At 40.4% G+C, this 26962-nt stretch carries 24 protein-coding genes; 20 read left to right on the top strand and 4 right to left on the bottom strand.

Features of this window, described 5'->3' with window-relative positions; translation table 11 throughout:
* The first annotated feature begins 219 nt into the window (after positions 1-219).
* Both BW976_RS02440 and BW976_RS02435 read left to right on the top strand, forming a co-directional pair.
* Complete coding sequence (locus BW976_RS02440) at positions 220-675, top strand: ferritin-like domain-containing protein (RefSeq protein WP_076370631.1); 456 nt, start codon at positions 220-222, stop codon at positions 673-675.
* Between the two features lie 61 nt (positions 676-736).
* A complete protein-coding gene (locus BW976_RS02435; protein ID WP_076370012.1) occupies positions 737-1408 on the top strand; it encodes a flavodoxin family protein in 672 nt (223 codons plus the stop codon).
* A 78-nt stretch (positions 1409-1486) separates the two neighbouring features.
* On the opposite strand, the gene BW976_RS02430 is transcribed toward BW976_RS02435, so the two are convergent.
* The 3 genes from BW976_RS02430 to BW976_RS02420 all read right to left on the bottom strand — a co-directional run bounded on the left by BW976_RS02430 (position 1487) and on the right by BW976_RS02420 (position 4969).
* Positions 1487-2959, bottom strand: coding sequence for a sensor histidine kinase (locus BW976_RS02430; RefSeq protein ID WP_076370011.1), 1473 nt, complete (start codon positions 2957-2959; stop codon positions 1487-1489).
* A 19-nt stretch (positions 2960-2978) separates the two neighbouring features.
* Positions 2979-3761: an alpha/beta fold hydrolase gene (locus BW976_RS02425; RefSeq protein WP_245834603.1), complete on the bottom strand. Its 783-nt coding sequence runs from the start codon at positions 3759-3761 to the stop codon at positions 2979-2981.
* Positions 3762-3901: 140 nt separating this feature from the next.
* Positions 3902-4969 carry a fatty acid desaturase gene (locus BW976_RS02420; protein WP_076370007.1) on the bottom strand — a complete coding sequence of 356 codons (1068 nt, stop codon included), beginning with the start codon at positions 4967-4969 and terminating at the stop codon, positions 3902-3904.
* Positions 4970-5298: 329 nt separating this feature from the next.
* On the opposite strand from BW976_RS02420, the gene BW976_RS02415 reads away from it, so the two are divergent.
* The 16 genes from BW976_RS02415 to BW976_RS02340 all read left to right on the top strand — a co-directional run bounded on the left by BW976_RS02415 (position 5299) and on the right by BW976_RS02340 (position 24717).
* Positions 5299-8187, top strand: coding sequence for a CheR family methyltransferase (locus BW976_RS02415; protein ID WP_076370629.1), 2889 nt, complete (start codon positions 5299-5301; stop codon positions 8185-8187).
* Positions 8162-9787, top strand: coding sequence for a PAS domain-containing sensor histidine kinase (locus BW976_RS02410; RefSeq protein ID WP_076370005.1), 1626 nt, complete (start codon positions 8162-8164; stop codon positions 9785-9787). Before BW976_RS02415 ends, BW976_RS02410 begins: the two co-directional genes overlap by 26 nt.
* Positions 9784-10431: a response regulator transcription factor gene (locus tag BW976_RS02405; protein WP_076370003.1), complete on the top strand. Its 648-nt coding sequence runs from the start codon at positions 9784-9786 to the stop codon at positions 10429-10431. The genes BW976_RS02410 and BW976_RS02405 overlap by 4 nt, the downstream gene beginning before the upstream one ends.
* A 138-nt stretch (positions 10432-10569) precedes the next feature.
* Entirely contained in the window at positions 10570-10848 is a 279-nt protein-coding gene (locus BW976_RS02400) for a hypothetical protein (RefSeq protein ID WP_076370001.1), read from the top strand.
* A gap of 15 nt (positions 10849-10863) precedes the next feature.
* Positions 10864-11268: a response regulator gene (locus BW976_RS02395; protein ID WP_076369999.1), complete on the top strand. Its 405-nt coding sequence runs from the start codon at positions 10864-10866 to the stop codon at positions 11266-11268.
* 42 nt (positions 11269-11310) lie between these two features.
* Positions 11311-11607, top strand: coding sequence for a hypothetical protein (locus BW976_RS02390; protein ID WP_175614023.1), 297 nt, complete (start codon positions 11311-11313; stop codon positions 11605-11607).
* A gap of 257 nt (positions 11608-11864) precedes the next feature.
* Positions 11865-12230, top strand: a complete 366-nt coding sequence (locus tag BW976_RS02385) for a response regulator (RefSeq protein WP_076369995.1) — start codon at positions 11865-11867, stop codon at positions 12228-12230.
* Positions 12231-12270: 40 nt separating this feature from the next.
* Positions 12271-12666: a DoxX family protein gene (locus BW976_RS02380; RefSeq protein WP_076369993.1), complete on the top strand. Its 396-nt coding sequence runs from the start codon at positions 12271-12273 to the stop codon at positions 12664-12666.
* Positions 12667-14164: 1498 nt separating this feature from the next.
* Positions 14165-14740, top strand: a complete 576-nt coding sequence (locus BW976_RS02375; protein WP_076369991.1) for an RNA polymerase sigma-70 factor — start codon at positions 14165-14167, stop codon at positions 14738-14740.
* A 67-nt stretch (positions 14741-14807) separates the two neighbouring features.
* Positions 14808-15932 (top strand): FecR family protein, encoded by a 1125-nt coding sequence (locus BW976_RS02370; RefSeq protein ID WP_076369989.1) that lies wholly within the window; start codon positions 14808-14810, stop codon positions 15930-15932.
* Positions 15933-16209: 277 nt separating this feature from the next.
* Complete coding sequence (locus BW976_RS02365; protein ID WP_175614022.1) at positions 16210-19674, top strand: SusC/RagA family TonB-linked outer membrane protein; 3465 nt, start codon at positions 16210-16212, stop codon at positions 19672-19674.
* 8 nt (positions 19675-19682) lie between these two features.
* On the top strand, positions 19683-21140 hold the full coding sequence (locus BW976_RS02360) for a RagB/SusD family nutrient uptake outer membrane protein (RefSeq protein ID WP_076369985.1): 1458 nt from the start codon (positions 19683-19685) through the stop codon (positions 21138-21140).
* A 40-nt stretch (positions 21141-21180) separates the two neighbouring features.
* On the top strand, positions 21181-22350 hold the full coding sequence (locus BW976_RS02355; protein WP_076369983.1) for a TlpA disulfide reductase family protein: 1170 nt from the start codon (positions 21181-21183) through the stop codon (positions 22348-22350).
* 4 nt (positions 22351-22354) lie between these two features.
* Positions 22355-22609: a hypothetical protein gene (locus BW976_RS02350; RefSeq protein WP_076369981.1), complete on the top strand. Its 255-nt coding sequence runs from the start codon at positions 22355-22357 to the stop codon at positions 22607-22609.
* Complete coding sequence (locus BW976_RS02345) at positions 22602-23540, top strand: peroxiredoxin family protein (RefSeq protein ID WP_076369979.1); 939 nt, start codon at positions 22602-22604, stop codon at positions 23538-23540. Before BW976_RS02350 ends, BW976_RS02345 begins: the two co-directional genes overlap by 8 nt.
* A gap of 22 nt (positions 23541-23562) precedes the next feature.
* Positions 23563-24717 (top strand): TlpA disulfide reductase family protein, encoded by a 1155-nt coding sequence (locus tag BW976_RS02340; RefSeq protein ID WP_076370627.1) that lies wholly within the window; start codon positions 23563-23565, stop codon positions 24715-24717.
* A gap of 28 nt (positions 24718-24745) precedes the next feature.
* Here the strand turns inward: BW976_RS02340 and BW976_RS02335 are convergent, their stop codons facing one another.
* Positions 24746-25213 (bottom strand): Lrp/AsnC family transcriptional regulator, encoded by a 468-nt coding sequence (locus tag BW976_RS02335; RefSeq protein ID WP_076369977.1) that lies wholly within the window; start codon positions 25211-25213, stop codon positions 24746-24748.
* A 141-nt stretch (positions 25214-25354) separates the two neighbouring features.
* On the opposite strand from BW976_RS02335, the gene BW976_RS02330 reads away from it, so the two are divergent.
* A complete protein-coding gene (locus BW976_RS02330; protein ID WP_076369975.1) occupies positions 25355-26446 on the top strand; it encodes a PLP-dependent cysteine synthase family protein in 1092 nt (363 codons plus the stop codon).
* Between the two features lie 49 nt (positions 26447-26495).
* Complete coding sequence (locus BW976_RS29675; RefSeq protein ID WP_076369972.1) at positions 26496-26942, top strand: protein-disulfide reductase DsbD domain-containing protein; 447 nt, start codon at positions 26496-26498, stop codon at positions 26940-26942.
* The last annotated feature ends 20 nt before the right edge of the window (positions 26943-26962 follow it).

The raw sequence follows: 26962 nt of genomic DNA, 5'->3' as shown, positions 1-26962 counted from the left end.
AGTAGTGTATTTGATAATTGTCTCTTGGGTATGCGGCTTAAAACGCACATTGATGTTTTCATCAATGTGCTTATATCTGTTTTTACCTAATGATTACACTATTCCTGCAAAACATACAGATGTCTGTGGGATTGCACCGTCTGAATAGGGGCCTTGTCGGGTTATCAAGACAATGGCACGGTATTGGGTTATAGCTTAGTCTATCAAAAGAAAAACAAAATGGAATCTACAGAAAAATCAGCAGGTGTATTGAACGACCTGATCGAAATTAACAACGACCGTGTAGCCGGTTTTGAAAAAGCAATTGCGGATATCAAAGATGAAAACGTTGACCTAAAGTCATTATTTCAGGGGTATGCCGGACAAAGCCGGAAGAACGGCCAGGAATTGGCCGCTTTGGTGGGCGCTTACGGTGAAGTGGAAACCGGTACCAGCGTTGGCGGTTCTTTACACCGTGCCTGGATCGATGTGAAATCGATCTTTGGTGGAAGCGACCGGGCAAGCATTCTTTCAGAAGCAGAACGCGGTGAGGATGCCATTAAAAGGTCTTACCAGGATGCGTTAAATGGTGGTGAGTTGCCACCAAGCGCAGTAGAAACTGTTTCAAGCCAGGCAGAGGAAATTAAAGCCGCGCATGATCAGATCAAAGCTTTGCGCGATAGTGCGAGAAATTAAAATGTCTTAAACATCAAAAAAAGCCGCCCTATAAAAGCGGCTTTTTTTAAACGCAAAACCCATGAAAGCATTCATCATTAATTGCACACTTAAACGTAAATCAGCGTTTTCCAATACAGGTGCGATGGCCGAAAAAGCGGCTAAACAATTACAGGCAGAAGGCTTTGAAACCGAGATCGTCCGCTTAAATGATTATAATATTCTGACCGGCAATTCTTCGGATGAAGGCGACGGGGATCAGTGGCCGCTCATCCTCAGTAAAATTAAGGCTTGCCAAATTTTTATTATTGCCACACCGATATGGATGGGGAATTTGGCATCCACTTCGCAAAAAGTTATCGAACGTTTGGACGCTATTTTTCGGGATGAGGAATTGAGTAACAAGGAAAACGGGCAATACATGCCTTATGGCAAGGTTGGTGGTTGCCTGATCACCGGGAATGAAGATGGTGCGCACAGCTGTGCGGCACAGGTTCTCTGGGCCTTACAGGAAGTTGGATTTACCATCCCACCGAATGTGAATGCCTACTGGGTAGGCATGGCGGGCGGTGAAAAAGATTATGTTGAAGCAGGAGGAGAACGCTATTTATACACTAATAAAACCCTTCGATATATGACCTCGAACCTGGTATGGTTCGCTAAATTACTGGCTGCTAACCCGATCGCTACCAATTTGCTGGAAGAAGCTAAAAAAGCCGAAGCGGAGAGTGATCAGCAAGAAAAAGGCAATTGAATAAATAATCTATAAGGTAATAATGATAATGTAAGATAACTATTCAAGGTAATAATCGTCAAGTGTATGATGTGCTTCTTACATGTTTGCGGGCAAAGTAAACCAAAAAGTACTTCCTTTTCCCAATTCACTTTTAACCCCGATCTTACCATTGTGCTTTTTAATGATCTCCGCGCAAATATAAAGGCCAAGCCCTAATCCCGCATTTCCGCTACTGTTGTTTTTCACCTGGTAATAACGTTCGAACAGGTGAAATAATTTTTCTGGCGATATACCCGGACCTTTGTCGGTTACCTCGATTTTAACATGCTGTCCATTTTTTTCGTAACCAACTTCAATTAATTTACTTTCAGGTGCATATTTAATGGCATTATTAATAAAGTTGATGATCACTTGCTCAATGCGACCTTCATCTATATCTGCTTCAATCGATGAATCACCTTCTATTAAGATATCATAACCAGTTTCGTATTTGATATGACTGCAACAATCGTTGATCAGATCAAAAATAACCGACCGTTTTTTATTTAAATACAACTGTCCTTCATTAATACGGCTCACGTTCAACAGGTCGTCGATCAGCGAAATTGTTTTATTTACATTTCTGTTTGCGCGGTCTATCATTTTGTGCAGCAAAGGATCCGGATGATTGTTTTTTATTTTGTCCATCAACTGCAAAGTTCCTTTTAAACTGGTGATGGGTGTTTTTAGTTCATGGCTGGCAATACTGATAAAATCATCTTTGGCCTTTAGCGCCATAATATGTTCTTCGGTGCTGATACAGGAACCAAACCATTTAGTAACAAGCCCATCCTGGTTGATATATGGAACGGCTTTAATCAAATGCCATTCCGAATTACCCTGGTAATTATCCAATCTTATTTCTATATGCAAATCGGTGCCGGCCCTTATACTTTCTCTCCAGGCGTTAAGGAATTTTTTTCGATCTTCTTTAAAAATTCTGGAAGCTACTGATGAAAGATTAAAATTCCTTTCCGGTAAATTAAAATATTGAACAAAACGCTGATTGACATAGTCGATATCACCATCAGCGTTAGCTGTCCATATCATTTCAGGGATAAGATCAGCCAAAAACTGAAAAGTCCTTTTTTCGTCCTCAGCTGTCTTTTTGGCTTTTAGGAGTTCCACCTCATATGACTTACGATCAGTGATATCATATACGGCCATATTAATTGCCATTACGCTACCCAAAGCGTCTTTCATAGCTTTGGCGCTTAACAGAACCGGCAAAACAGATCCATCTTTTTTCAGGATCTCATAACTTAGTTCCTTGATATGCCCCCTGACAGTGATCATTGGCTTAAAGAACATCTCAAAATGAACCTTTCCTCCTTTTGAAAGTAAGTCGGAAAATTTTTTTTTGTACAATAATGATTTCGTTGTATAGTTGAGCCAGGTCAGCAAGGTATTATTGAGTTTGATGATCGTTCCATCCGGTAGCAACGATACATAGCCGCAAGGGGCCTCCTGGTATAGGGTTTCTGTATCAATTAATGCATCTAAAAGGTTCTTATCTACTTGCAGTGACACGGTGAAATTTGAATTCTAATTATATGAAAGCTTTAATGGCCCTGATCGTTTCTTCAGGTTCACTGATATGCGGACAATGGCCGGTCGCCCTCATGATGAATAATGAATTATTAGAAATATGCTTGTTTACATAATTTCCTACCTGAAGCGGTGCGATGATATCATCAGAACATTGTAAGGTAAGACTTTTTATGCGAAGTTTGGACAAATCGGCCCTGTTATCGGAGAAGAAAGTTACTTTAGCAAACTCCCTGGCTATTACCGGATCATTGGAACAAAAGCTATCTGTAAGAAATTCGCCCAGTTCTGGACGATCAGGATTACCCATAATCGCGGGAGCTAAAGCACTCGACCACCCCAAATAATTACTATCCATGAACTCGAATAAGCTTTCCAAATCGGTACGCTCAAAGCCGCCCGTATAATCCGCGTCATTTAAATAACGGGGGGAGGGACCTATAAACACCAGTTTCTGAAAATAAGTTGGTTCTTTTATCGCGGCAAGTAAACCGATCATGCTGCTGACGGAATGCCCGACAAAAATAATATCCTTTAACTCCAGCGCTTCGCAAATATCCAATACGTCCTCGGCATAGCCATTCAGGTTACCGTATTTGACTGAATCATATTGGTTCAGATCCGATTTTCCTGAACCTACATAATCAAAAAGCACTACCCGATAATCATCGGTAAAAGCATCTACAATATATTTCCAGGACTGCTGATCGCATCCGAATCCATGCGCGAATAATATAACCTGGTCTCCTTTGCCGATAACCTTTACATTATTCCTTTTTACCATAGACTCCATAAGCCGATAGCTCCTCTTGTTTTTGTGTTATCCAAGGACAACTGAATTAATTAATTGTTCACCCAAAAGATATCCACCTCAATAATATTACATTTCAGAGACTTCTGAATTTTTAGATTGATTATTAAAGATCATGCAAAAGATTTAGAGAGCCCCTTTTTAACATCAAGTTCCTTTTCTCGCTGATACGGCAAGTGATACTGTTCATAAAACTGTTTTTTAAAATCTTTATAATGACTTACCGCGCCCAGTATGCTCATCAGTTTAATGTAATACCAGGCCAGATCAATTTGTAAAGGCTTAAAACCGCTTCTTGCGCTTTTGGGGAACAAGTGGTGATTATTATGCCACTCCCCGGCTACCAATCCCGGCCAAACCTGATTGATTGATTTATCCTTCTGGCTGTAATCAACGCCTTCGCGCTGTTTATCCATGCCTTTGGCATGCCCCTCATAATTAAAAGTGCGTACACCTACAGCCCAGAAACCGGCCGCCCCAAACAGACTGCATGCCAGTGCATGACCACCTACCAAATAAAATGTCAGGTACCAGAAAGACCAGTTCAGTAGCCAGGATAACAAGGCCCTCCAGGGATTAACATAAGAGCCCCAATGCTGATATTGCTTGTAAGTATTAGCCTGTACTCCGGTGTGTTTCATCAACGATCTAACCCTACAATAATCGCCTTCGCTCAAATCTTTCGCGATAGGCTGATGATTAACATCCGCCAAAAAGCAATATAAAAAACCAGCTTGCGCGTTATAGGGATCGCCCGGCTGATCGGATTTGGCATGATGTACATGGTGGGATATTACATAAATCTCTTCCGGAATAACGCTGATCGTCAAATTTTGGGTAACAAAACGCCAGAATTTATTGCGGAAAGTGTAGGCGCCATGGGTACAATAACGATGATGCCAGATAGTGCCATGCGTACCCATAATGATCATGCTGTAAACGAAAGCTGCAAGTATTGTCCACCAGCTTAAAAAGTACAGCAGAAATACTACGAAGAAGGGGAGCAAGCATAATACTTTCAGCCAGCTAAAAAATGGCAGCCAGTTTTTGCGGGTTTTAAAGATATTTAATCTTGAAAAAAATTCCTTTAATATTTGTCCGGCTGTAGGTTTGATCAGGTCTCCCTGTTCATCCTTCCAACCATAAGCAGGTATCTCTAATATATGATCTAAAAAAGCCATTTTGAAAATTTAAGGGATATCAACTAAAAGCTACTTCGCACCGGATGGCCTGATGCGGTTTTTAGTTATACATGAATTGTGTCTTTCAAAATTAACGGTACGGATTTTTACATGGAGGGTATAAATACACCAGGGACATGGTGTAAATACTCAATTGTACTTAAAGGATTTGACAAGAGGGAACATCTTTCGGGAATAATTGAGGTATCGCTATTAATTATAATTACTTTTAACCTTTATCGTCATCTGATCAAATAATGCCATAGGAAATGGTTAAACCAATAAAAAAGATAAAGCCCGAAGTCAGTGTAAAAAGAAGATCTGCGACAATGGGAAAACAAAAAGACAAATCATTTCCCGTGGTAGGTATCGGCGGTTCCGCCGGCTCCTTTTCGTCATTTGAAAAGTTCTTTACACATATGCCTGCAGATAGCGGTATGTCGTTCGTGATCATTATGCACCTGGATCCGCATTACAAAAGCCAGCTTACCGAGGTCATGCAGCGTTATACTGCTATGCCGGTTATTGAGGCGACTGACGGGATCGCAATAGAACAGAATAAAGTTTACTTGCTGCCACCCAATAAAGATATGGGTATCCATAACCGGAAGCTGCTTTTACTGGCCCCATCGAAACCTACCGGCATCCGGCAGCCTATTGATTATTTTTTGCAGAGCCTGGCTGAAGACCAATGGAATAGATCAGTGGCCATTATTTTCTCCGGGATGGGATCTGACGGGGAGACCGGGATCCGGATGATCAAGGAAAAACTGGGTTTAACCATGGTGCAGGATCCGGAAACTGCCGAATACGATAGCATGCCCCTGGCCGCCGTGGGCACTAACCTGGTGGATTTTGTGCTGTCGCCAGAAGAAATGCCACAAAAACTGATCCGGTATATGAGCCACCCTGTACTTGCCGAGGAGGCTTCTGATCAGGTAAAATCATCCATAGAGAATGCGAATGCCATTCAAAAAATACTGATGCTGCTGCGTTCCCATACCGGGAATGATTTTGCATCTTATAAAAAAAACACCATTACACGCCGGATCGACAGGCGGATCGCGTATTATCAACTGCCGGATTATGGACATTATGTGGACTATCTCCAGGAAAACCCGCAGGAGATCGACACCCTGTTTAACGAACTGCTGATCGGCGTTACCAAGTTTTTTAGGGATTCAGCCGCTTTTGATTCGCTGAAGAACAAATTATCTCATGTGATACAAGCTAAAACCAAGAAAGAATCTGTTCGGGTATGGGTTGCCGGGTGTTCAACAGGAGAGGAGGCCTATTCCGTAGCCATGTTGCTGATCGAGTGCCTGGATACGTATAAAAGCAAAGACAAATCTCGGATACAAATATACGCAACAGACCTGGATGCGGACGCGCTTGATATAGCCCGTGCGGGTGTTTATCATAGTAATATTGCTGCCGATGTTTCACCTGAACGTATAGAAAGGTTCTTCGTTAAAAAAGAGGAACAGTATTCCGTAAAGAAAGAGTTGCGGGAAATGATTGTTTTCGCACAGCAGAACCTGATCAAAGATGCCCCTTTTATCAGGCTGGACCTGCTTTGCTGCCGCAATATGCTGATCTATTTTACGACAGAGCTGCAGAGGAAGATCATTCCTTTGTTTTACTATGCGCTAAATACAAATGGTATCATGTTTATGGGCCCTGCCGAGACCATAGGCGGGTTCACGGATATGTTCGCTGCTATAGACCCCAAATGGAAGCTGTTTGAACGTAAAAAAGGTAATATCCAGATGAACAAGATCATTGATTTTCCTTTTCATGTAGCTAAACAACCAATGAATATCACCAAAATAGAAGATCCCAGATCAACCGCCAGCGAAAAATCAGTAGTTGCCATATTTAATAAGGTGCTGATCGATAAATTTACTCCTGCATCTGTGCTGGTGAATGAGAAAGGAGATATTCTGTACTCTAATGGTAAATCCGGTAAGTACCTGGAGCTTCCCAGTGGAGAGGCGGTTGTGAACATTCATAAAATGGCAAGAGAAGAATTGAAATATGTGATCGGTAACAGCATACATCAGGCAATTGCTCAGGAAGGAACGGTTATTACGGAAGCTGTTAAATTAAAAGAGGATAAACACGTCAGGATGGTGAGTTTGAAAGCCAGCGCCCTTCGTGAACCAGGCATGGAGGAGCTTGTACTGCTGGTATTTGAAGATCAGGGATTGCTCGGGAAAAAACCTCGCACAGGTGTAATCACAAAAGATAACTCAAACGCTAAAGAATTAGAAAAAGAACTGGTTTATACCAAACAAAGGCTCAATAATACGATCGAGCAAATGGAAACCTCCCTGGAAGAACTAAAATCAACCAACGAGGAATTACAAAGTACCAATGAAGAACTGCAAAGTACCAATGAAGAATCACTGACCACTAAGGAAGAAATGCAGTCACTCAACGAAGAGCTGATGACCATTAATATGCAGTATCAAGCTAAGGCGGAAGAACTTACCCGCTTGAACAACGATATGAAAAACTTGCTTGATGCTACAGAGATCGGTACGATGTTCCTGGATAACAATCTTGATATACTCCGATATACTCCCCAGGTACGCAAATTGTTTAACCTTATCCCCACAGATGTTGGCCGGCCGATCGTGCATGTGGTTTCTAATTTTGAAACTCCCTTTGATGAAAATGACATCAAAGAGGTGATTGATAAACTAACCATAAAGGAAATTGATGTTAAAACAAAGCATAATGAATGGTACAGGATCCGCATTATGCCTTACCGTACGCTGGACAACTTTATATCCGGAGCAGTACTTACTTTTACTTTGGTTACCGATTATAAACAAATGCAATCCAGACTGCAGGTTTTACAGGACTATTCAGCAAGTTTAATGAATACGATCGGTGAAGCTGTGATACAATTAGACATAGAACTGTCGGTGCTAGCTGTCAACACCAGGTTCCTGGAGATATTTCAGATAGCTGAGAAAGACGTTTTTGGAAAAAGCCTTGGAGGCTTTTTAAAGGAACGTTGGAAAACAGAAATACCGGATCAGTTGTTAAATAAATGTTTAAGAACACGGGTAACGCAAAGCGCACTGATTAACATTGGCGAAAAGGAACCAAGAACGTTTGAGTTGACAGCTAAGCCTTTTGCGGAGGAAACAAATACTACGCCTTTAATCGTAGTCATGATTAATGAACAGAAAGAAAGTAGAAAATAAAGCGGTAATATCATCCAAGGACGAAAAATCGAACGCTGCCTATAAACAGTCGGATTCTGTTCTAAACGGGAAAAGTATGGAAATGCTGTTCCAGGAATTACAGATGCACCAGGTGGAACTGGAGATGCAGAATGATGAATTAAGAATTGCTAATGAACAACTGGAACTGCAGCAACTCAAATTCGCAGGTATTTATGATCTGGCGCCAATTGGTTATTTCATCTTGGATAAATATGGCATCATCAATGAGGTAAATAACGAAGGGGTAAACTTACTCGAAACAGGTAAAGGAGATATTATTAAAAATAGATTGCAGTTTTTTGTGGCGGCGGAATATTCAGATACCTATCACCGGTTTTACCGGGAAATGCTGAATTCTGGTCAAAGGCAAAATTGCCATGTGAAGATGACATCCAAAAAGGGGACTGAGTTTTATGTACAGATGGAAGGTATTGCCATTACGCCAATACCCACGCTTCCTTTACAATGTGATATCGCGGTTATTGATATTACGAAAAGGGTAAATGCCGAAAAAAGCCTTGCCAAAACCAAGGAACGGCTGGAGCTCGCCCTGGAAGCTTCATCTGCTGGCACCTGGGAGTTGGAACTGGATACCATGAAGTTTTACCTGGATGAGTTCAATTACCAAACTTGTGCCATACCCGGCGATAAGTTTGACGGTAAATATCAAACATTTATACAACTCATTCATCCAGACGACAGGGATATGGTCGATCAACATTTTCGCACCTCATTGAATAATCAAAAAGCCATTGACTTGGTATGTCGTTTCATTAACAGCAGCGGACATATGCGATATGCCAGTATACGCGGGCATGTGATCACCGAAGAGGGACAGCCCCACCGCTTCGTGGGTATCATGATGGATATTAGCGAAAAAAGACAGATAGAAGAAGAATCGGCCAGGTTAAAACATGATTCGCAAAAAAATATTATTTTGGCTACGCTTCGCGCAGAAGAAAATGAACGCAGACGGATCAGTGATGCCTTGCATGACAGCGTTAGCCAGTTATTATACAGCATCAGAATTAAGTTAGGAACGCTTGAGGATTGCAATGATTCAAGAGAGGTGGTTCGTAATGTAAATGAATTACTGGATATGGCCATCCTGGAAACGCGTAATATCTCCTTTGAATTAGCGCCATCAATTTTAGCTGATTTTGGCTTGCCAGCTACGATAGAAGAACTGGCCAAACGCTTATCGACCCCAAACATGCTGATCAAAACAAGAATTGTTGGTTTTCATGAAAGGCTGGATCTTCAACTGGAGATCGGCATTTTCAGGATAATACAAGAGTTGGTCAATAATTGTATGAAGCATTCAACTGCCGACCTGATCAATATTGAAATAAAGAAAAACAGAATAATAGAGATATGCGTAAAAGATAACGGCAAAGGATTTAAGGTAGAAGAGCAGGAAGAGATACCCTCAGGATCAGGTTTGAGCAGTATAAAAAATAGAATGGGCTTATATCATGGTCACTTACATATTGAATCAATACCTGGAACAGGTACCATCGTAAGGATCACACTCGATAACGACTCCAATCAAAAACGCACCTTAACTAACAGATCATGATCCATATCATATTAGCAGAGGATCACCATATTGTGCGGGGAGGTATAAAATCCCTGCTGGAAAAGGAGAAAGACTTTGTCATAACCGGTGAAGCAACCAATGGAGCTGATGTCCTTGATCTCCTTAACAAAGGCACGAATGCGGATATTATCCTGGCAGATATGAACATGCCGGTGATGGGTGGGTTGGAACTGACTGAGCGAATTAAAAATGATTTTCCTCAAAGTAAGGTCATCATCCTAAGTGCTCTTGATCATGAAAAATATGTCATCAAAGCGTTTCAATCCGGAGCAAGCGGCTATCTCCTAAAAAGCGTCAGTCCGGATGAGTTGATCTTTGCTATTAAACATACCCATCAACACACCGCTTATATTTGTTCAGAACTCTCTATCCGCTTTTTGAATAGATTGCTGACTATTCCCGATCCGGTTAGTCATGAAAATATCCAGGATATCGAATTCTCCACCCGGGAGATTGAAATTTTAGGCTTGATCGCGGAGGGTTTTACTAACCAGGAGATCGCAGATAAACTATTCACCAGCAAACGAACTATCGAGAACCATCGGCAAACCCTCATTGATAAGACAAATTCGCGTAACACGGTTGCTTTAATTCGTTTCGCTATGCTTAATGGAATCATTTAAATTAGAAGTTTCTCAATCTTCCTACAACTTAAATGTTTAATTATTAATCAATTAGAGTATTTACCACCGTTAATGTGAGTATTTGTACGATAAGGGTAAAAATCAGCCGGCATATTTTTGTTATCAAAGATATGAGTTATGCGAAGTTTGCTTACCCCCAAATTGTTACAGTTTCTGATTAACCAAGGTTACCGCTATTGCCTTTCCAAAACAACCTGCATATTTGGCCCGGACGCTAATGTTTGTATTATCCTGACCCCGGTTAAATATATACCGGTGCTGAGAAGACTGCCCGAGAAGTACGACACCTACTTTAAAATCACCGAAGAGCCTGTTCAAATGGCTGATGGTATTGATGAAACCCTTATTATAGTCGATTTGAGCACTGTGAAAGTGGAACATAGTTCTGAAGTTTAGTTAAAGAAACCTATCATGAAAAGAGTACTGATATTGGATAATGACCCCGGAGTACTCGACGTAATGCAGGAAGCTTTAAGTTATGAGGGTTTCGATGTAGTAGGAGTTGAGGAGGCCAATAACCTGGATGCTTTGATCGCGGATTATCAGCCGCATCTGTTAATGATGGATTTCGCTTTGAACGGTACAGATGGGGGCAAACTATGCCAGCAATTAAAAACAAATGCCAAAACCAGCCGGCTTCCTATCATTATTATTTCCGCTTACTCCAATAAAGGTTTCGTTCCCGGTAGTTATGGCTGCAATGATTTTATTACCAAGCCTTTTGATTTGTATGATCTGATCGCGAGAATTAAAGTATTAGTTGGACAGGTTATTGAAAAACCTATGGGGTTTGGGGAAAGACCCGATGCTATGTAGATCTGATTGGCTATGTATTTATTTTTAATAATGATCAAAAAAGTGAAGCCGACCGATGATGAGATAGTGAGGCTGATTCGCTCGCAAAGCAAGGACGGAGTTGAAGAGCTCTTTGATGCCTATGCTACCTTTCTGTTACTGGTGATCATTCGTATCGTCCCACAGAAAGATAAGGCAGAAATAGTTCTTGAACGAACTTTTCAAAAGATATGGAATTCCATTGATCAGTATCCCTTACATCATCAGAGTTTTTTAGCCTGGATGAGGGTTCTTGCAAGGGATTTGGCAAATGAGGCCGCCCTAAATAAAAATAGTATTACTACCGCTGAAAATGATTAAGGAAGGACACCTTCAGGTTATAAGCCATAATTTTGCAGAAGTTATTGGTTTACAGATATGTCATTTATTTTTATAGTATACCGTTTGGCATCCTATCGCCCTCTTTAATAAACAGAAAATCAATAATGAGGTATACGTTATAGTTTATATAGACGCTATTTGACGAAATAAAATAGCCGCTGGTTGTAAATGATAGCATCTTGTAACCGAAATATATTTAAGTAAATGCTGGCATCATATTAGCATCACTCTGTGTGATGGATAAGAAAATATTGATACTTGATGATAATGCAGACATATTAGATATGTTGTCCATCCTATTGATTGATAGTGGTTACCAGGTACACGCCCTATCGTCTGGCGAAAAAGTATTTGAGATCATTAAAAAATTCCACCCAGATCTGGTGCTGATGGATGTCATGCTGGCGAATATGGACGGTCGTGTGATCTGCAGGGAAATCAAAACAAACACAGAGACAGACTCGATTCCGGTTATTTTAATATCAGGAACCCATGATCTGGCCAAATCCCTAAATCAGCAAGGAGCTCCCAATGATTTTATAGCTAAGCCATTTGACATCCAGAATTTATTAGCAAAAATCGAACGGCAGTTAGTTGATTAATTTTAAACGTATAATCGGATAGTCATAGATTCATATCAAAATGAAAGAGGAAAATATAAAAGAAATAGCCAGAATACTTTTAGGTACAAGTTTAATATTTGCCGGGATAAGCCATCTTACCTTTGCAAGGAAAGATTTCAAGGCACAGGTACCCGACTGGGTACCTTTAAAAAAGGATGATACAGTTGTTTATTCAGGCATCGTTGAAATTGCCTTAGGTAGCGCATTAGTGTTTACCCCAGAAAAACACAAAAGAAAAGTAGGAAAGATAGCCGCAGCATTTTTTATTGGTGTTTTCCCGGGAAATATTTCCCAGTTTACCCATAAGAGAAGCGCGTTTGGTTTAAATTCTGATAACAAAAGATTTGTGCGGTTATTGTTTCAGCCAATGCTTGTTTATTGGGCTATAAAAAGTACTGGTGACCGTAACCCTTAAAAAGGGATAAAAAAACGTCAAATTTGTTTTTGCTGGTTTGTGATTGAAATATTGTAACTTATTGATAGTTAAATTAATGTTGCTTTCTATAGAAGTAATATCTTGTTTTTCATACCTTGAGTTGAATACCATTTTACCCCTCTAAGTTCTCCAATACTGTTTTTACTTCCTGCAGTTTCCCGGAAGATTATACAACCTTCGAAAAATTCCTCCCCATTGAGAACATCCATTATCCCCAAAACGTACGCTTAACCATCACAAAGATCAATACGAGATATTCTTAAAATTGAAAAAAGCGTTGGATGAGACAGGGAATGTTTACAATGCTTTAAAATTGCGGGCTATCTCACAAATGGCACTTAATAAGATCAGCACTATCTCCAACGGGGACAAATTTATTTGGGTTACCAGCCGGCTCTCTAAAAATTGTTAAAAATGATTAACTTACTCAAAGCTGATCACTAAAAAATAAGCGATCTGTTGCAACTGTTAAGGAGCCAAGGAAAGTCGAACACCAAAATATTTTTTAAAGTGAACTAAATGACCTTTTTGAAGTAATCAGTATTTGAGAAGAAAAATCGCCCTAAATGTCGAACACAATTTTGTTCGATGAATTAACAATTAATCTTTTGATAATCAGTAGTATATATGAATAAAAAGGAAACAACCAGAAGTGGCTGTTTCCTTAAGTGGAGCCGGAGGGGGGCAGGTCGAACACTTAATTCCTCTTTTACTGTTGATTAGTGATTTGAAAATCAAGTAATTATATAAATTTGAATATTGTTTTTTCGCCGATTAACTTCGTCTTTGAGAGACAAAATCGTACAAATTCAAAACTTTATTTAGAAAATTTCACGACGAAAATGTTCGACTGTCGAACACACATTGATTTACAGGTTGTTGCATTTTATTAGCTTGCAAGTTGTTTATTTTCAATTAGTTGTAATTTGTTGCTTAGGCTTTTTTTAACTTGTTTAGATGCAAAATAAAAAAAAACACGCCTTAGAACGGATCGCTGTATTGCATTTGCTTTATGCTGTCAACAATACTTCGTGGCAATGCTGGGTATGGTGGATATTACGGCATCGTTGATCAGGCTATTCCGTTCGATTTAGAGCATCGAGTTGCGTTTTGTAAGAAGGAAAATCGCAATTAATACTCAAGAATTTGACATGGTCAAGGCGTTTCTGAAATGTTTGTCTACGAATTGTATAGGTGTGCTGGGCCGGTGTGGTTATATCAATCTCTAAATAAGCAAAAAAGGTAGCTCAGCTACAGCACGGCTACATAGAATGCGAACGACTCAAAATTTTAATAATCATGAACAATATTAGATTAGTTATCTTAAAATAATGCAACGAACGGTTATTGATGAATCGGTTACTTTAGTAATCGTTTCATTAATGTCCTGTTGAGCCATGGCCAAAACATTAAGATGATATGACTGGAGGTATACAAGATAATTAATTTTTTATTATTGTATATTAGGGGTTTTAAGATGTCTGTATACATTGATTTAAACGATTTTGATCTGGTGGCCCTAATTAAAGAGGACGATCATGGTGCTTATCGTGAAATTTACCACCGATATACAGGGATATTATATACCCACGCCTATTCCAAATTACAGGATCGTGAAGAGGCAAAAGATGTAGTTCAGGATGTTTTTAGTTCTTTATGGTCAAAACGGGCAACTATAGAGTTCCAGGTAAATATTTCCGGTTATTTATATACATCGCTCAGAAACAAGATCCTGAATATTATCGCTCATAAAAAAATTGAGTCTGATTATGCAGATTCTTTGCAGGCTTTTCTTGATCATGGGAAAGCTGATACAGATTATTTAACCCGGACCAATCAGTTACAAGCCATTGTTGAAAATGAAGTAGCCAACATGCCTCCTAAAATGAGAGAGATATTCGAACTCAGCAGGAAAAAGCATTTTTCGCGCCGCGAAATTGCTTTAGAATTGGGGATTTCTGAAAAAACAGTAAAAAATCAAATCAATAATGCACTTAAAGTCCTTAGAGTAAAGCTTGGTATTCTTAATTATCTGTTATTTTTATTTTTTTAATAGAATTTTCTGGGCCCTAACCCTTTCTTAGCTGTCTTTGTTATAATTAAGGATATAACCTTCGTTTATGCAAAGAACTAAAGCGCAAGAACTGCTTCAAAAATATCAGGATGGTAATTGTTCGGAAGAAGAACTGGCTTTATTGGAAACCTGGTATAACCAATATACTATAGCTCCTTCCAAAAAGCTAATCGATACGGAATGGGCCGAAGATGTTCATTCTATTTTAAAATCTCTTGATAGCAGCGGGGATATACAGCGACCTAAATTTATAGGTTGGCCACGCATTGCAGCAGCTGCCTCTGTTGTAATTTGCCTGGCCATAGGTGGCTACTACTTCTTGCTCCATAAAAAAGACAGTCCCCAAACAGCACAAATTCATCAACATGATATAGCACCTGGTAGTAATAAAGCTATACTTACCCTGGCTAATGGCAAAAGGATCATATTATCCGGTAATCCAAACGGCAAGCTTGCTCAAGAGGGCAATGCCGAAATTAATAAAACAGCGGATGGACAGATTGTTTATCAGGCCACTGATGAAAGTGCTGGTGGAGCAGCAGCCTTTAACACTACAAGTACCCCTCGTGGCGGCCAGTATCATGTCCTTTTATCAGACGGAACTAATGTTTGGCTCAATGCAGCATCCTCTATAACCTATCCAACCACTTTTTCAGGAAATAACCGGACAGTTGAAATTACCGGTGAGGTTTATTTTGAAGTTGCGCATAATGCGGCTAAACCTTTCCGGGTGAAGAGTAAGGGGCAGCTCGTAGAAGTATTGGGCACACATTTTAATATTAATTCATACGCTGATGAACCCGCATTAAAAACCACCTTATTAGAAGGCAGCATAAATATTACTGTAAATAATCATGCACGATTATTAAAGCCCGGCGAACAGGCCACCGTTGTTCAAAATAATATGAATATTGCAACTGCAGATCCCGATCAGGCCGTAGGCTGGAAAAATGGCGATTTTATTTTTAATGACGAAGATCTGCAAAACGTTATGCGCCAGATAGCCCGCTGGTATGATGTGGATGTGATATATAAAAACAATACCGGGTACAAAAAATTCTTTGGCACTATCTCTCGTACAAAAAAACTATCCGAAATATTAAAAGCGCTTGAAATGAATCAGAATGTTCACTTTAAAATGGAAGGAAGGAGGATTGAAGTGATGCCTTGAACTTTACTTTCTAATAAGTTACCGTGAAAAATAATCGGAGGCGTTTCGACCCGCCCCCGATTCAAATCCGGATAACCCGTAGCTAACCCTGTTAATGATTGTCAACGATTAAACCGAAGAACAAATGTATAAACTTTACTATACAATTGGGAATGGCGCGCCCCGCCGTTCGCTGAATACCCAGCACAACTTTTTCCGAATTAATACATGGAACACTACGCTAAAAATATGGCTGATGAGGATTAATTTAACCTGTCTGATAATTTTGACCGCATTCATGCAGATCAGCTTTGCGGCAAATGCTCAAAAGATCTCTTTGTCTAAGACGAATGCTCCGCTTACCGAGGTGTTTAAGGAATTAAGAAAACAAAGCGGTTTTGATTTCCTGATCAATGAAGACCAGATACAACAGGCAAAAACTGTAAGTATTCATGTTAAGGCTGCGGCTTTAACCGATGTTTTAAATGCCTGTTTTAAAGATCAGCCATTTACCTACTCTATCAATAATAAACTGATCATTGTTGTACCTAAAAAGACGGAGGGCCCGCAGAAAACATTACCAACTGTTGATATTAAAATTAGCGGGCAGGTGCTGGATGAACACGGAAATCCGATGCCTGGAGTAACGGTAAGTGTTAAAGGCACCAAAAATAAAATAGCCACAGATAAAGAGGGCATGTTTGAAATCAGAGTCGACAATGCCGATGCTATCCTGGTTTTTACCAATGTAGGAATGGAAACTGTGGAAGTAAAACTAAATAACCGTACCGAAATAAAAGTTACGCTTAAGGCAAAAAGTAATGAGCTAAAGGAGGTTATTGTTAATACCGGTTTTCAAACTGTCAGGCAGGAACAAATGACAGGAGCTACGGTTACCGTGGGCAGTACAGAATTGGAGAAAAGATATACCCCCAATATTATGGACAACCTGGAAGGCAGAATCCCGGGCCTGGTAAATTACAGGGGCGCTACCACTATCAGGGGTGTAAGTACCATACAGTCACAAACCGGGGCGCTTATTGTAGTAGATGGTCTTCCTATTGAGGGTTCGATAGCCAATATTAATCCTTACGATGTAGAAAGCATAACCGTATTGAAAGATGCCGCGGCTTCAGCTATTTACGGTATCAGGGCTGCTAATGGGGTTATAGTAATTACTACTAAAAAGGCTAAAAATAAACGCACATCTGTAGAATTTTCAAGTGATGTGACCATAACCCAAAAGCCAGATCTGGGTTTTAATATGCTTACACCCTCCCAGCAGGTTGATCTGGAAAGTAATTTTTTTAACTATCAGTATCTCACAGGTAATGCTATAGCAACAAATATTACTAAAACAACCAGTGATATTACCAATGGCAATCAGATTACTCCTGTTCAATACGCTTATTACCAGCGTGCCCAGGGCTCAATCACCCAAAGTCAACTGGATAATCAGCTGGCTGGCTTTAAAAAGAACGACTTTAGAAAGCAATACACAGATAATGCCTTATTAAAAGACGTTTTGCAGCAATACAATTTCGCTATACGCACCGATGGAAATAAATTTCAGTCGAGCCTGGTGTTAAATTTTAAAGGCGATAACACGGGCATCATCAATGCTTACAATAATCAGCTTAATATTTTTTATAAGGGTTCTTATAATTTAAGCAAATGGATGGATGTAAACTTTGGGGTTAACAGCGTATTGGGCAAAACCAAGTCAAGCAGCAGTGATTTTGCCACTGATGGCACTAATGTATCACCATACATGCAACTGCTTGACGGAAATGGTAAACGGGTATATTATACCACGGGTGATTATAATATGTATAACACCAACCCAGCCACGCAGCCACGTTACAGTATGCTGGTTAACCATCTGGATGAACTGGAGCATGACGCAAGTATTACCAAACAGCAAAATACCAGGTATTATGTTAACGCTATCGTCAGGATCATCCCGGGTTTAACCTTTAATCCCCAGTTTCAATATGAGAGCAGTACAACTAACGTTTCAGCTTACTCCGAACCGGATAGTTACATTATGCGATACCTCAAAAATGTGTACAGCTCCCCATCCGCAACAACGCCGGGAGCTTATACTTCGTTGCTTCCTGACAATGGTGGCAAATTGGCTACTATCAATAGTACCGGTGATTATTGGACCGCAAGGGGGCAACTGAATTATAAGCGCCAGTATGGAAAAAATGCAATTGATGTTATTGCTGGTACTGAATTCCGCCAAACGCTCACCAAAGGAACAAGTGGGTTATTATTAGGATATGATGACCAACTGCAATCCCAGTCAACTACTTCTGTTAATTTCCCTGCTTTATTTGCTTACAATACAACCACCTCATTTAAAAACGGGTTCAATACCCTGGGCTTGTATAACACCTATTTAAATAATCCCATAGGTGTAATTCCAGAGACTGAGCACAGGTTTAATTCAGGTTATGCCAATGCGACATACACGTATGATAATAAATATAATGTTTTTGGATCTTACCGGGTAGATTACGCTGATGTTTTTGGCCTTGATAAAAAATTCAGGGGTAAACCGCTATGGTCAACAGGCCTGGGCTGGAATATTTCGAATGAATCATTCATGGCGGCTGTGGATTGGGTTAAATTTCTAAAATTCAGGGCAACTTATGGTGTAACTGGAAATGTAAAACTCGGTGTAACCAGTTTATTGACAGCTAATTCTACCCTTACCAATGCGGCTACTAACCAACCCGCATCTGTAGTAACCAGTGCTGCCAATCCACAGCTTACCTGGGAAAAAACTGCGACAACTAATTTGGGTCTTGATTTCAGTTTGTTTAATAACCGGCTAAGCGGTTCGTTTGACTGGTACCGGAAAAAAGGGACAAATATCTTTTTTACGAAGAGGCTTGATGCTTCGGAAGGGTTTACCAGTCAGGTTATCAACAATGCTGGATTGTTGAACAATGGCCTTGAGTTGAGCCTGAGCTATAGCTGGTTAAAACCGGGTAAAAAAGATGGCCTTGGCTGGACTACTTTACTTGTAATAAGTCATAATAACAATAAAATAACTTATGTAGATGAGGTATCAGCATCGCCGGTGGCCCTGGTACAGGGGGGGTATAAGGTGGGTTACCCGGTTAACTCATTATACTCCTTTCAGTATAAGGGACTCAACAGTGTGGGGCAGCCGCAGTGGCTTAAGGCAGATGGAACGCTAACCACTGTTGGACTTACCGGTAGTGATTTAAGCGCCGTTACTTATTCAGGCGGAACAGATCCTAAAAACAATATTGCACTGACCAATAGTATCTACTATAAAGGGTTTAGTCTGAACATGCTGGCTGTATATTATGGCGGGCAGTACCTCAGGGCCGTAGTTCCTGATATTTATAGCGGAGTACCCTACACAGGATTGCCATCCTATTTATCAAATAGCTGGTCGCCGGGTAATACCAATACCATTATTCCGGGTTTTGGTCAATATGCTCCTGGAAACTATCCCGGCACATCTGCGGTTCCTGCCTATCATCTTCCATATTCTGACGCATTTGTTCGCCCGGGCGATTTTATTAAGATCAGGTACGTGGCGGCAGGTTATCAACTGCCTGGAAATTGGACAGATAAATTGGGCGTAAAAGATGTAAAACTGCGTTTTCAGCTCAATAACCCCAAAGCGTTATGGAAAAAGAATGATGTAAATATTGATCCTGAAACCGGGGGAGCGCCGACACTTACTTCATACGTATTTGGTATTAATTTCAATTTATAATAACGAACATGAAAAAGATAATATTTAACAGCGTATTATTAGGGAGTCTGTTGTTCTTTTTACCAGCCTGCACTAAGTTTACTGAAATAACCCCTAAGGGCGCCAACATACTAAGCCGGGTGTCGGACCTTGACCTAATACTAAACTTTAATTACAGCTACAATGGCAGTGTAAGGGATACCAGCTTAGCTGGCAGAACAACCGCAGGTACAGCATTTCAATCAAATGATGCGGGTGTAATAGTTAATGATGTTTATCCATATGTAACCAATGTTACCAATTTGATTGCAGTGCATTCTGTAACATTAGCCTATGCCCTTACTACCTATGATGAAACAACAGACCGTAAAACACTGGCAATCTCAGATGCAAAATATGAAAAGCTGTATTTTATTATTAACAACGTATGCAATGTGGTATTAGCCAATGCCGATAAGGCAAGTGGTGATAAAACAAAAGCCGCTCAGTTAAAAGCGGAAGCGTACATACTCCGGGCCTATTTTCATTATTTGCTGGTTAATTTTTATGCAAAGGCATACAACCCAGCTACAGCTGCAACAGATGGAGGCATTCCGTACGTAAAAGAAGATAACGTGATTAGCGTACCCAACAAAAAAAGTACGGTAGCCGAAGTATATGCCAACATCGTTTCTGACATCAACGCGGGTCTGGCGCTAAACAGTTTGCCCCCGGTTCCGGCCAACAATATGCGGGTAGGTCTGGGATTTGCTTATGCTGTAAAGGCACAGGTACTTTTAGCAATGCGCAACTATACCGGAGCTTTAACTGCCGCCAATGCGAGCCTGGCCATCAACAATACACTAATTGATGACAATCTTTTCAAACCAGTAGGGGGTATTACTTTTGCCAAGCCGGCTGTTACTTCTCCCGATAATCTTTTTTATGCGTCCTATTCGGGCCCTCCAATTCTTAACGCGCCAAGTTTAGAAGTAATGAATTATTATGAGCCCGGTAGTGTGATTAACGATTATATTAAGCCATATTATCCTTCGGTAGCCGGGGCTTTTAATATTACTGGTGTAACCGGCGCCAAGCTGTGGTATTATACACCGGCTATATATGCGGTAAATACGGCAGGCCTTACCACAAGCGATACTTATCTGATCAAAGCAGAATGCCTGGCCCGTACACAGGATGTGGCCGGAGCCATGAGCATCATCAACACCATCAGAAAAAAAAGGATTGTTAACAGTGTTGATGAAACGGCCGGTACCGAAGCCCAGGCTATGGGATACCTGATGAAATTATCGAGGATAGAATTTTTGTACACTTTCAAGAATTATTTCAACATCAAAAGATGGAATACGGAGGATGCTTATAAGCAAACCATTACCCGGACAGTTAATGGCGTTATTTACCAGCTGAAACCAGAATCGCCTTTATGGATCTTTCCATTTCCGCAAAGTGGTACCAATTACAACCCTAACCTGACTCAGAATTACTAAAGACCAGCAGTAAGCAGAATCTTAATTAAATATATCTGTAATGAAAATCAAAAAGTTAACAATACTATCGGCTTGTTTTTTTATAGCTGTAAAATGTTTAGGCCAGGTAAATTCGGAAAAACAATTTACGCTTCAGGGGATAATGACAAGCCCGCAACTTGACTCCGTTTCTATCGAATATATAGATGGCCAGGGCAAATATATCCACCAGATTGTTCCGGCATCTGATGGGAAATTCACCATCAGCGGAACGATCAGTCAACCTTCATTTTCCTTTCTTTTATTTAAGCATAAGGGCGAGGTACTGAGTAAAAGGGATGTTGAAATAAAAAGAAACCTGGTTTATATCGAACCTGGAAATATGCTGATCAATAAGGAGGCTGATGCACGGGGATACGTCTATGCCAAAGGATCAAAAACCCAGGACGAATGGAATGAGTTAAAGGGTAAAACACAAGCCTTGCAAGCTACTGTTGATTCGCTGTCAGCGTTAAACCCGGCTTCGCATGGGGCTAATAGTGCCGGTAACCGTTCAGCACTTGCGCCTTATCAGGCTAAAATAGCTGATATCTATTACAAATACTTTTTAAGTCACCCAGACTCTTATGTATCATCAGATCGTGTAATGTATTTAACCGGCGCGTTCAGTTTAGATTCCCTGAAAACGATATACCGCAATTTTAGCCCTGCTGTAAAAGAAAGTACGGGAGCCCGTAGACTGGCGGCCGTAATTAAAAGTCGTGAAGTAGGTATACCCGGAACCGAGGCTTTTCAATTCGCGGTAAAAGATAGGGAAGGTAAAGACCTGGTATTGGCCAGCTTTAGAGGTAAATACGTGTTGCTCGACTTTTGGGCTACCTGGTGTGTCCCTTGTCGTGCCAGCATGCCGCATATCATCAGTTTTTATCAGAAATATAAGGCCAAAAACTTCGATATCATTGCCATCGGAGACGATGATAAGAATGTACCCAATTGGTCGGCCGCTATTGATAAAGACGGTACTGGCATGTTCCATCAAACCCTGCGCGGTGGCAATACGGAAATGGCCAGAAAGGGTATGCCTAATCCACGTGATCTGGGCGAACAATATGGGGTGAGGTCATTGCCCACTAAAATATTAATCGACCCCAATGGAAAGATCATCGGCCGTTTTGACAACGGTTCTGACGAAGACCTGGACAAAATGTTGGCAGCCATATTTAAATTTTAATATCATGAGAATAAACAATAAAAAACGATCGCATCTTTTCGGTTTAGCCAAGTGTATCCCAACAATAATCCTGTTGCTCATTACATTAACAGGATTTGCCCAGCAATATAACACCACCATTCAAGGTAGTATATCACAAATGAGGCCTGGTATAAAAGTTCATTACGAATGGAATGACAAAGAACACATGAAGGGCTATGAAAATTGGGATTCTGTTCTTAGTACGGCTGGCGGTTTTACCATTAAACTAAATGTTTGATGAGGGTGGAGGGAATGAACTGATATTATTAATTGGCGATAAAATTGCAGCGATGAAACTGCTTTTTATATATGTGGATAAAGGCCTTATTACCATTAATTCGAAAGACTCACTCTTCACGCATGTAACATTGGGTGGGAATAAGGGAGCACAGGAGTTAAACCAGTTTCATCAGTTTCTTGCAAGCGCCCCAGAGCTGGCAAACTATGAAAGTATAAAAAATAACGCTCGCCAGGCAATGATTAAAAAAGACTCCGCAGCTATACAAGTGACAAGTGGGCAATTGAAAAGGGCAGATTCCATTCGTAAAATAATGGCTCTGCAGTGGATCGATAAACATCCAAACAGTGCTGTGTGTGCTTTTATCATGCACAGCCCGCTTGAACCCTTCGGTGGTAGATTGACCGATGAAGAAAAGAAAGCAATTTTAGACAAAATGACCCCATACGCCCGCAATAATAAAATTGCCGCTGATATGCTATTTGCCTTAAACAATAAAAAGATGCTTGAAGTTGGACAGGCGGCACCAGATTTTACACAGAGCGATACACTTGGCAAGCCGGTTTCCTTAAAGAGTTTCAGAGGGAAATATGTATTGCTTGATTTTTGGGCCAGTTGGTGCGCCCCCTGCCGGCTGGAGAACCCTAATGTGGTAAAAGCTTACAATCAGTATAAAGACAAAAACTTTACGGTTTTAAGTGTTTCGCTCGATCAGCCGGGGAAAAAAGAGTTATGGCTCAAAGCCATACACGATGATCACCTGACCTGGACTCATGTTAGCGATTTGAAATTTTGGGGTAATGCAGTAGTGAAGTTATACAATATTAACGCTGTCCCTGCAAATTTTCTGATCGGTCCTGACGGAACCATTCTGGCAAAGAATATCAAAGGTGATGACCTGGATAAAGCGCTCGCAAAAATTTTTAACTAGCTGTAAAAAGTAATTTATGAAAATGAAAAAAATAGTATTGGCCATACTTTTCGTATCGGTCAGCAAATTAGTTATTGCCCAAACGGCAACTGAAAAGCAATTGGTGATTTTTAAAGGTATAACAGATACAGCGTACAATGGCAAACAACTGGTTTTATATAATAAAACCACAGGCGATCATGATTCTGTAACCGTTGCAAACGGCGGGTTTGAACTATCTGTTCCTTATAAGGAACCTACCCGTTACATGTTTTACAGCAAATATGAATTGAAAAAAAAGGGAGGTTATTCGCCCTACGGTATCCTGATATCAAAACCAGGGACAATTCACCTGAAAGCTGATATGGAAACCCTGGCCAATTCGGTTATTACGGATGCGCCGGAGAATGAGTTACTATCAGAATTTATGAAAGGTGGCCTGCCGCTCAGACAACAGATTCAGGATAAGCTGAAAGAGAAATTTGGAGCAGATGTAATGGAACATCTTAACCAAAAAGATCCCAAATTTCCGGAAATTTATCAATACTATAATGAGTTAAATGAGGCTGGCAATAAATCGGAAGCAGAACGATTGGGCAGTTTTATAAAACAACATCCCGATGCTTTTGTATCAGTATATCTGCTAAATACGATGATTGCCGTGGTTCCGGCTGAAAAAGCGCAGTTTTATTACAATGAACTTGGGCCGTCTTATAAAACCACAAGTTACAACCAAAGCATTCTGAAAGCAATCGAAGCCAAAAAAGTTACGGCTATAGGCAAGATGGCTCCGGATTTTGAACAACCCGATACGTCCGGCAAAATGGTTAAACTATCAGATTTTAAGGGGAAATATGTTTTGCTTGATTTCTGGGCCAGCTGGTGTGGGCCCTGCCGGGAAGAGAACCCCAATGTAGTTAAAGCTTATGCTCTGTATAAAGACAAAGGGTTTACGGTACTTGGAGTTTCATTGGATCAGCCTGGAGGTAAAGCCGCCTGGCTAAATGCAATTCATCACGATCAGCTAACCTGGACACAAGTGTCTGATCTGAAGTTCTGGAATAACGAGGTAGCTAAACTTTATGGTATCCGGGCTATCCCACAAAACTTTCTCTTAGATAAGGAAGGTAAAATCATCGCTGTGAATATTAAGGGCGATGAATTAGACAAAAAGCTTCAGGAAATATTTCGGCGTTAAAGATAGAGGCGAGGTTAATGGACGAGCATTAAAGAGGATAGGCGGTGTCACTTTTTGTTTCTGATAAAACAAAGAAACTTTGGATGGATGTTATATTGGGCAGTGTAGCTAATTTATGACGGTAAAATTGATGATAGGCGTCCATATCGCTTGTTGCTATCCGCAGGATAAAATCAAAAGTCCCGGTCATCTGAAAGCATTCCATAACTTCGGGGAATTTGATAACTTCCTCCTCAAACGTAGCCAAAGTACTTAATGCATGATCATTCAACAGGACCTGGCTAAACGCAACCAGGCTCCTGTTGATCTTTTTCCTGTCCAGTATGGCGACGGAACGTTTAATATAACCCTGTTCTCTCAGACGTCTGATCCGTTCATGAACGGTAGCAATTGATTTACGAAGTGTATAGGAAATTTCCTTGTTCGTTAGTAAAACATCCTGCTGCAGGAGCTTTAAAATCTCACGGTCTAAGGGGTCTAAATCAGTGTTTATCATAGAGTTAAAAAACGATCGGGTGAAAAAACATACAATGATAAAGATTGAAATTGTATATAACCGTAAAAAGAATATATTTTTCACCAATTATCCATAAAATTTCCGGATTTATCTGAAACTATTGTAACTAATATTGCATATATGGAGCTTTATCCTGATAAATTTAAGATAGTGGAAAAGACGGAATTAATTGGCTTAAGTGAAAGCCTGGAAAAAAAGCTTGAAGATTTGTGGTACCTGGTGGGTAATACGCCCATGTTGGAGCTACAGTATACTTACCAGGGTAAACCGGGTAAAATATATGCCAAATGTGAACATTATAACCTTACCGGCAGTGTAAAGGACAGGATGGCACTGTATATACTTTTTCAGGCCTATAAGCAGGGAAAGATAAAACCCACTGATACTATTGTAGAAGCAACATCGGGAAATACCGGCATTGCTTTTTCGGCAATAGGGAAAGCGCTCGGACACGAAGTGATTATCATGATGCCCGACTGGCTGAGTAAAGAGCGGATGGATATCATTAAAAGCATGGGTGCCAAAATTCATTTAGTGAGCAAAGCCAAAGGAGGCTTTCTGGGAAGTATACAGTTAGCCGAAGGCATGAGTAATGCCTCGGATAAATATTTTCTGCCTAAACAATTTGAAAACCTGTATAATGCTGAAGCGCATGAATTGACCACCGGCCCTGAGATTTGGGAACAATTGCAAAGTATTGGTCTTATGCCGGATGCTTTTGTCGCGGGTGTAGGCACAGGTGGAACCGTAATGGGTACCGGCAAATATCTCAGGTTAAGAAATCCAGGTATTAAGATCCATCCTTTAGAGCCAGCAGAATCGCCTACATTAACTACAGGTTATAAAGTAGGCACTCACCGTATCCAGGGTATCAGTGACGAGTTTATCCCGGCCATTGTAAAACTGGAAGAGCTGGATGAGATAGTGCAGGCCAGTGATGGCGATGCCATTATCATGGCACAAAAGCTGGCCAAAGAATTAGGGCTTGCGGTAGGCATATCATCTGGTGCCAATGTAATTGGAGCCATCAAGCTCAAAGAAGCATTAGGAGAGGGCGCCACGGTAGTTACGCTGCTGTCTGACAGTAACAAGAAATACCTGAGCACAGACCTGGTAAAGGAGGAACCGGTAAAAGAAGGATATATTTCAACGGGTACCAGCTTTACGGGTTACCGGCCTATAAGCCGGCTGCATGAGCCTGTTATTAAGTAACACTAACGTTAAACAACAACAACAAACAAATTAAAAGATAATAGACAGGATGAAAAAAATTCTTACAGCAATAATTGTTTTATTGGGCGCGGTACAAATAAAGGCGCAGATATTGCAACCTGTACACTGGAGTTATGCAGCAAAAAAAACAAGCCCTACGGAAGCTGTGGTGTTTATAAAGGCTAACATAGACGAAGGCTGGCATGTGTACTCACAATATGTAAAAGATGGTGGCCCGGTAAAAACAACGATTACTTTTAGTCCGGATAAAACTTATGCCCTTATTGATAAAACTATTGAACCTAAGCCTATCACCAGAATGGAAAAAGTTTTTAGCATGGAGGTTGGATTTTTTGAAAAATCGGTGATCTTTCAGCAAAAGATAAAATTAAAGACAAAACAAACAACGGTAAATGGCAAGCTGGAATATATGACCTGTAACGACAAACAGTGTTTGCCCCCGGAAGATATTGATTTTAGCATCCCCGTAAAATAGTCCTGATAAACTTATAAAAA

This window comes from Mucilaginibacter lappiensis (assembly GCF_900155965.1).
GTDB lineage: Bacteria > Bacteroidota > Bacteroidia > Sphingobacteriales > Sphingobacteriaceae > Mucilaginibacter > Mucilaginibacter lappiensis.
The sequence above is the reverse complement of the archived record's forward strand: the minus strand, read 5'-3'. Positions and strand labels throughout refer to the sequence as shown.

Coding starts and splice junctions, on each gene's coding strand:
- BW976_RS02440 (WP_076370631.1), top strand. CDS start 220: ATGGAATCTACAGAAAAATCAGCAGGTGTATTGAACGACCTGATCGAA.
- BW976_RS02435 (WP_076370012.1), top strand. CDS start 737: ATGAAAGCATTCATCATTAATTGCACACTTAAACGTAAATCAGCGTTT.
- BW976_RS02425 (WP_245834603.1), bottom strand. CDS start 3,761: ATGGTAAAAAGGAATAATGTAAAGGTTATCGGCAAAGGAGACCAGGTT.
- BW976_RS02420 (WP_076370007.1), bottom strand. CDS start 4,969: ATGGCTTTTTTAGATCATATATTAGAGATACCTGCTTATGGTTGGAAG.
- BW976_RS02415 (WP_076370629.1), top strand. CDS start 5,299: ATGGGAAAACAAAAAGACAAATCATTTCCCGTGGTAGGTATCGGCGGT.
- BW976_RS02410 (WP_076370005.1), top strand. CDS start 8,162: ATGAACAGAAAGAAAGTAGAAAATAAAGCGGTAATATCATCCAAGGAC.
- BW976_RS02405 (WP_076370003.1), top strand. CDS start 9,784: ATGATCCATATCATATTAGCAGAGGATCACCATATTGTGCGGGGAGGT.
- BW976_RS02400 (WP_076370001.1), top strand. CDS start 10,570: ATGCGAAGTTTGCTTACCCCCAAATTGTTACAGTTTCTGATTAACCAA.
- BW976_RS02395 (WP_076369999.1), top strand. CDS start 10,864: ATGAAAAGAGTACTGATATTGGATAATGACCCCGGAGTACTCGACGTA.
- BW976_RS02385 (WP_076369995.1), top strand. CDS start 11,865: ATGGATAAGAAAATATTGATACTTGATGATAATGCAGACATATTAGAT.
- BW976_RS02380 (WP_076369993.1), top strand. CDS start 12,271: ATGAAAGAGGAAAATATAAAAGAAATAGCCAGAATACTTTTAGGTACA.
- BW976_RS02375 (WP_076369991.1), top strand. CDS start 14,165: ATGTCTGTATACATTGATTTAAACGATTTTGATCTGGTGGCCCTAATT.
- BW976_RS02370 (WP_076369989.1), top strand. CDS start 14,808: ATGCAAAGAACTAAAGCGCAAGAACTGCTTCAAAAATATCAGGATGGT.
- BW976_RS02365 (WP_175614022.1), top strand. CDS start 16,210: ATGCAGATCAGCTTTGCGGCAAATGCTCAAAAGATCTCTTTGTCTAAG.
- BW976_RS02360 (WP_076369985.1), top strand. CDS start 19,683: ATGAAAAAGATAATATTTAACAGCGTATTATTAGGGAGTCTGTTGTTC.
- BW976_RS02355 (WP_076369983.1), top strand. CDS start 21,181: ATGAAAATCAAAAAGTTAACAATACTATCGGCTTGTTTTTTTATAGCT.
- BW976_RS02350 (WP_076369981.1), top strand. CDS start 22,355: ATGAGAATAAACAATAAAAAACGATCGCATCTTTTCGGTTTAGCCAAG.
- BW976_RS02345 (WP_076369979.1), top strand. CDS start 22,602: ATGTTTGATGAGGGTGGAGGGAATGAACTGATATTATTAATTGGCGAT.
- BW976_RS02340 (WP_076370627.1), top strand. CDS start 23,563: ATGAAAAAAATAGTATTGGCCATACTTTTCGTATCGGTCAGCAAATTA.
- BW976_RS02335 (WP_076369977.1), bottom strand. CDS start 25,213: ATGATAAACACTGATTTAGACCCCTTAGACCGTGAGATTTTAAAGCTC.
- BW976_RS02330 (WP_076369975.1), top strand. CDS start 25,355: ATGGAGCTTTATCCTGATAAATTTAAGATAGTGGAAAAGACGGAATTA.
- BW976_RS29675 (WP_076369972.1), top strand. CDS start 26,496: ATGAAAAAAATTCTTACAGCAATAATTGTTTTATTGGGCGCGGTACAA.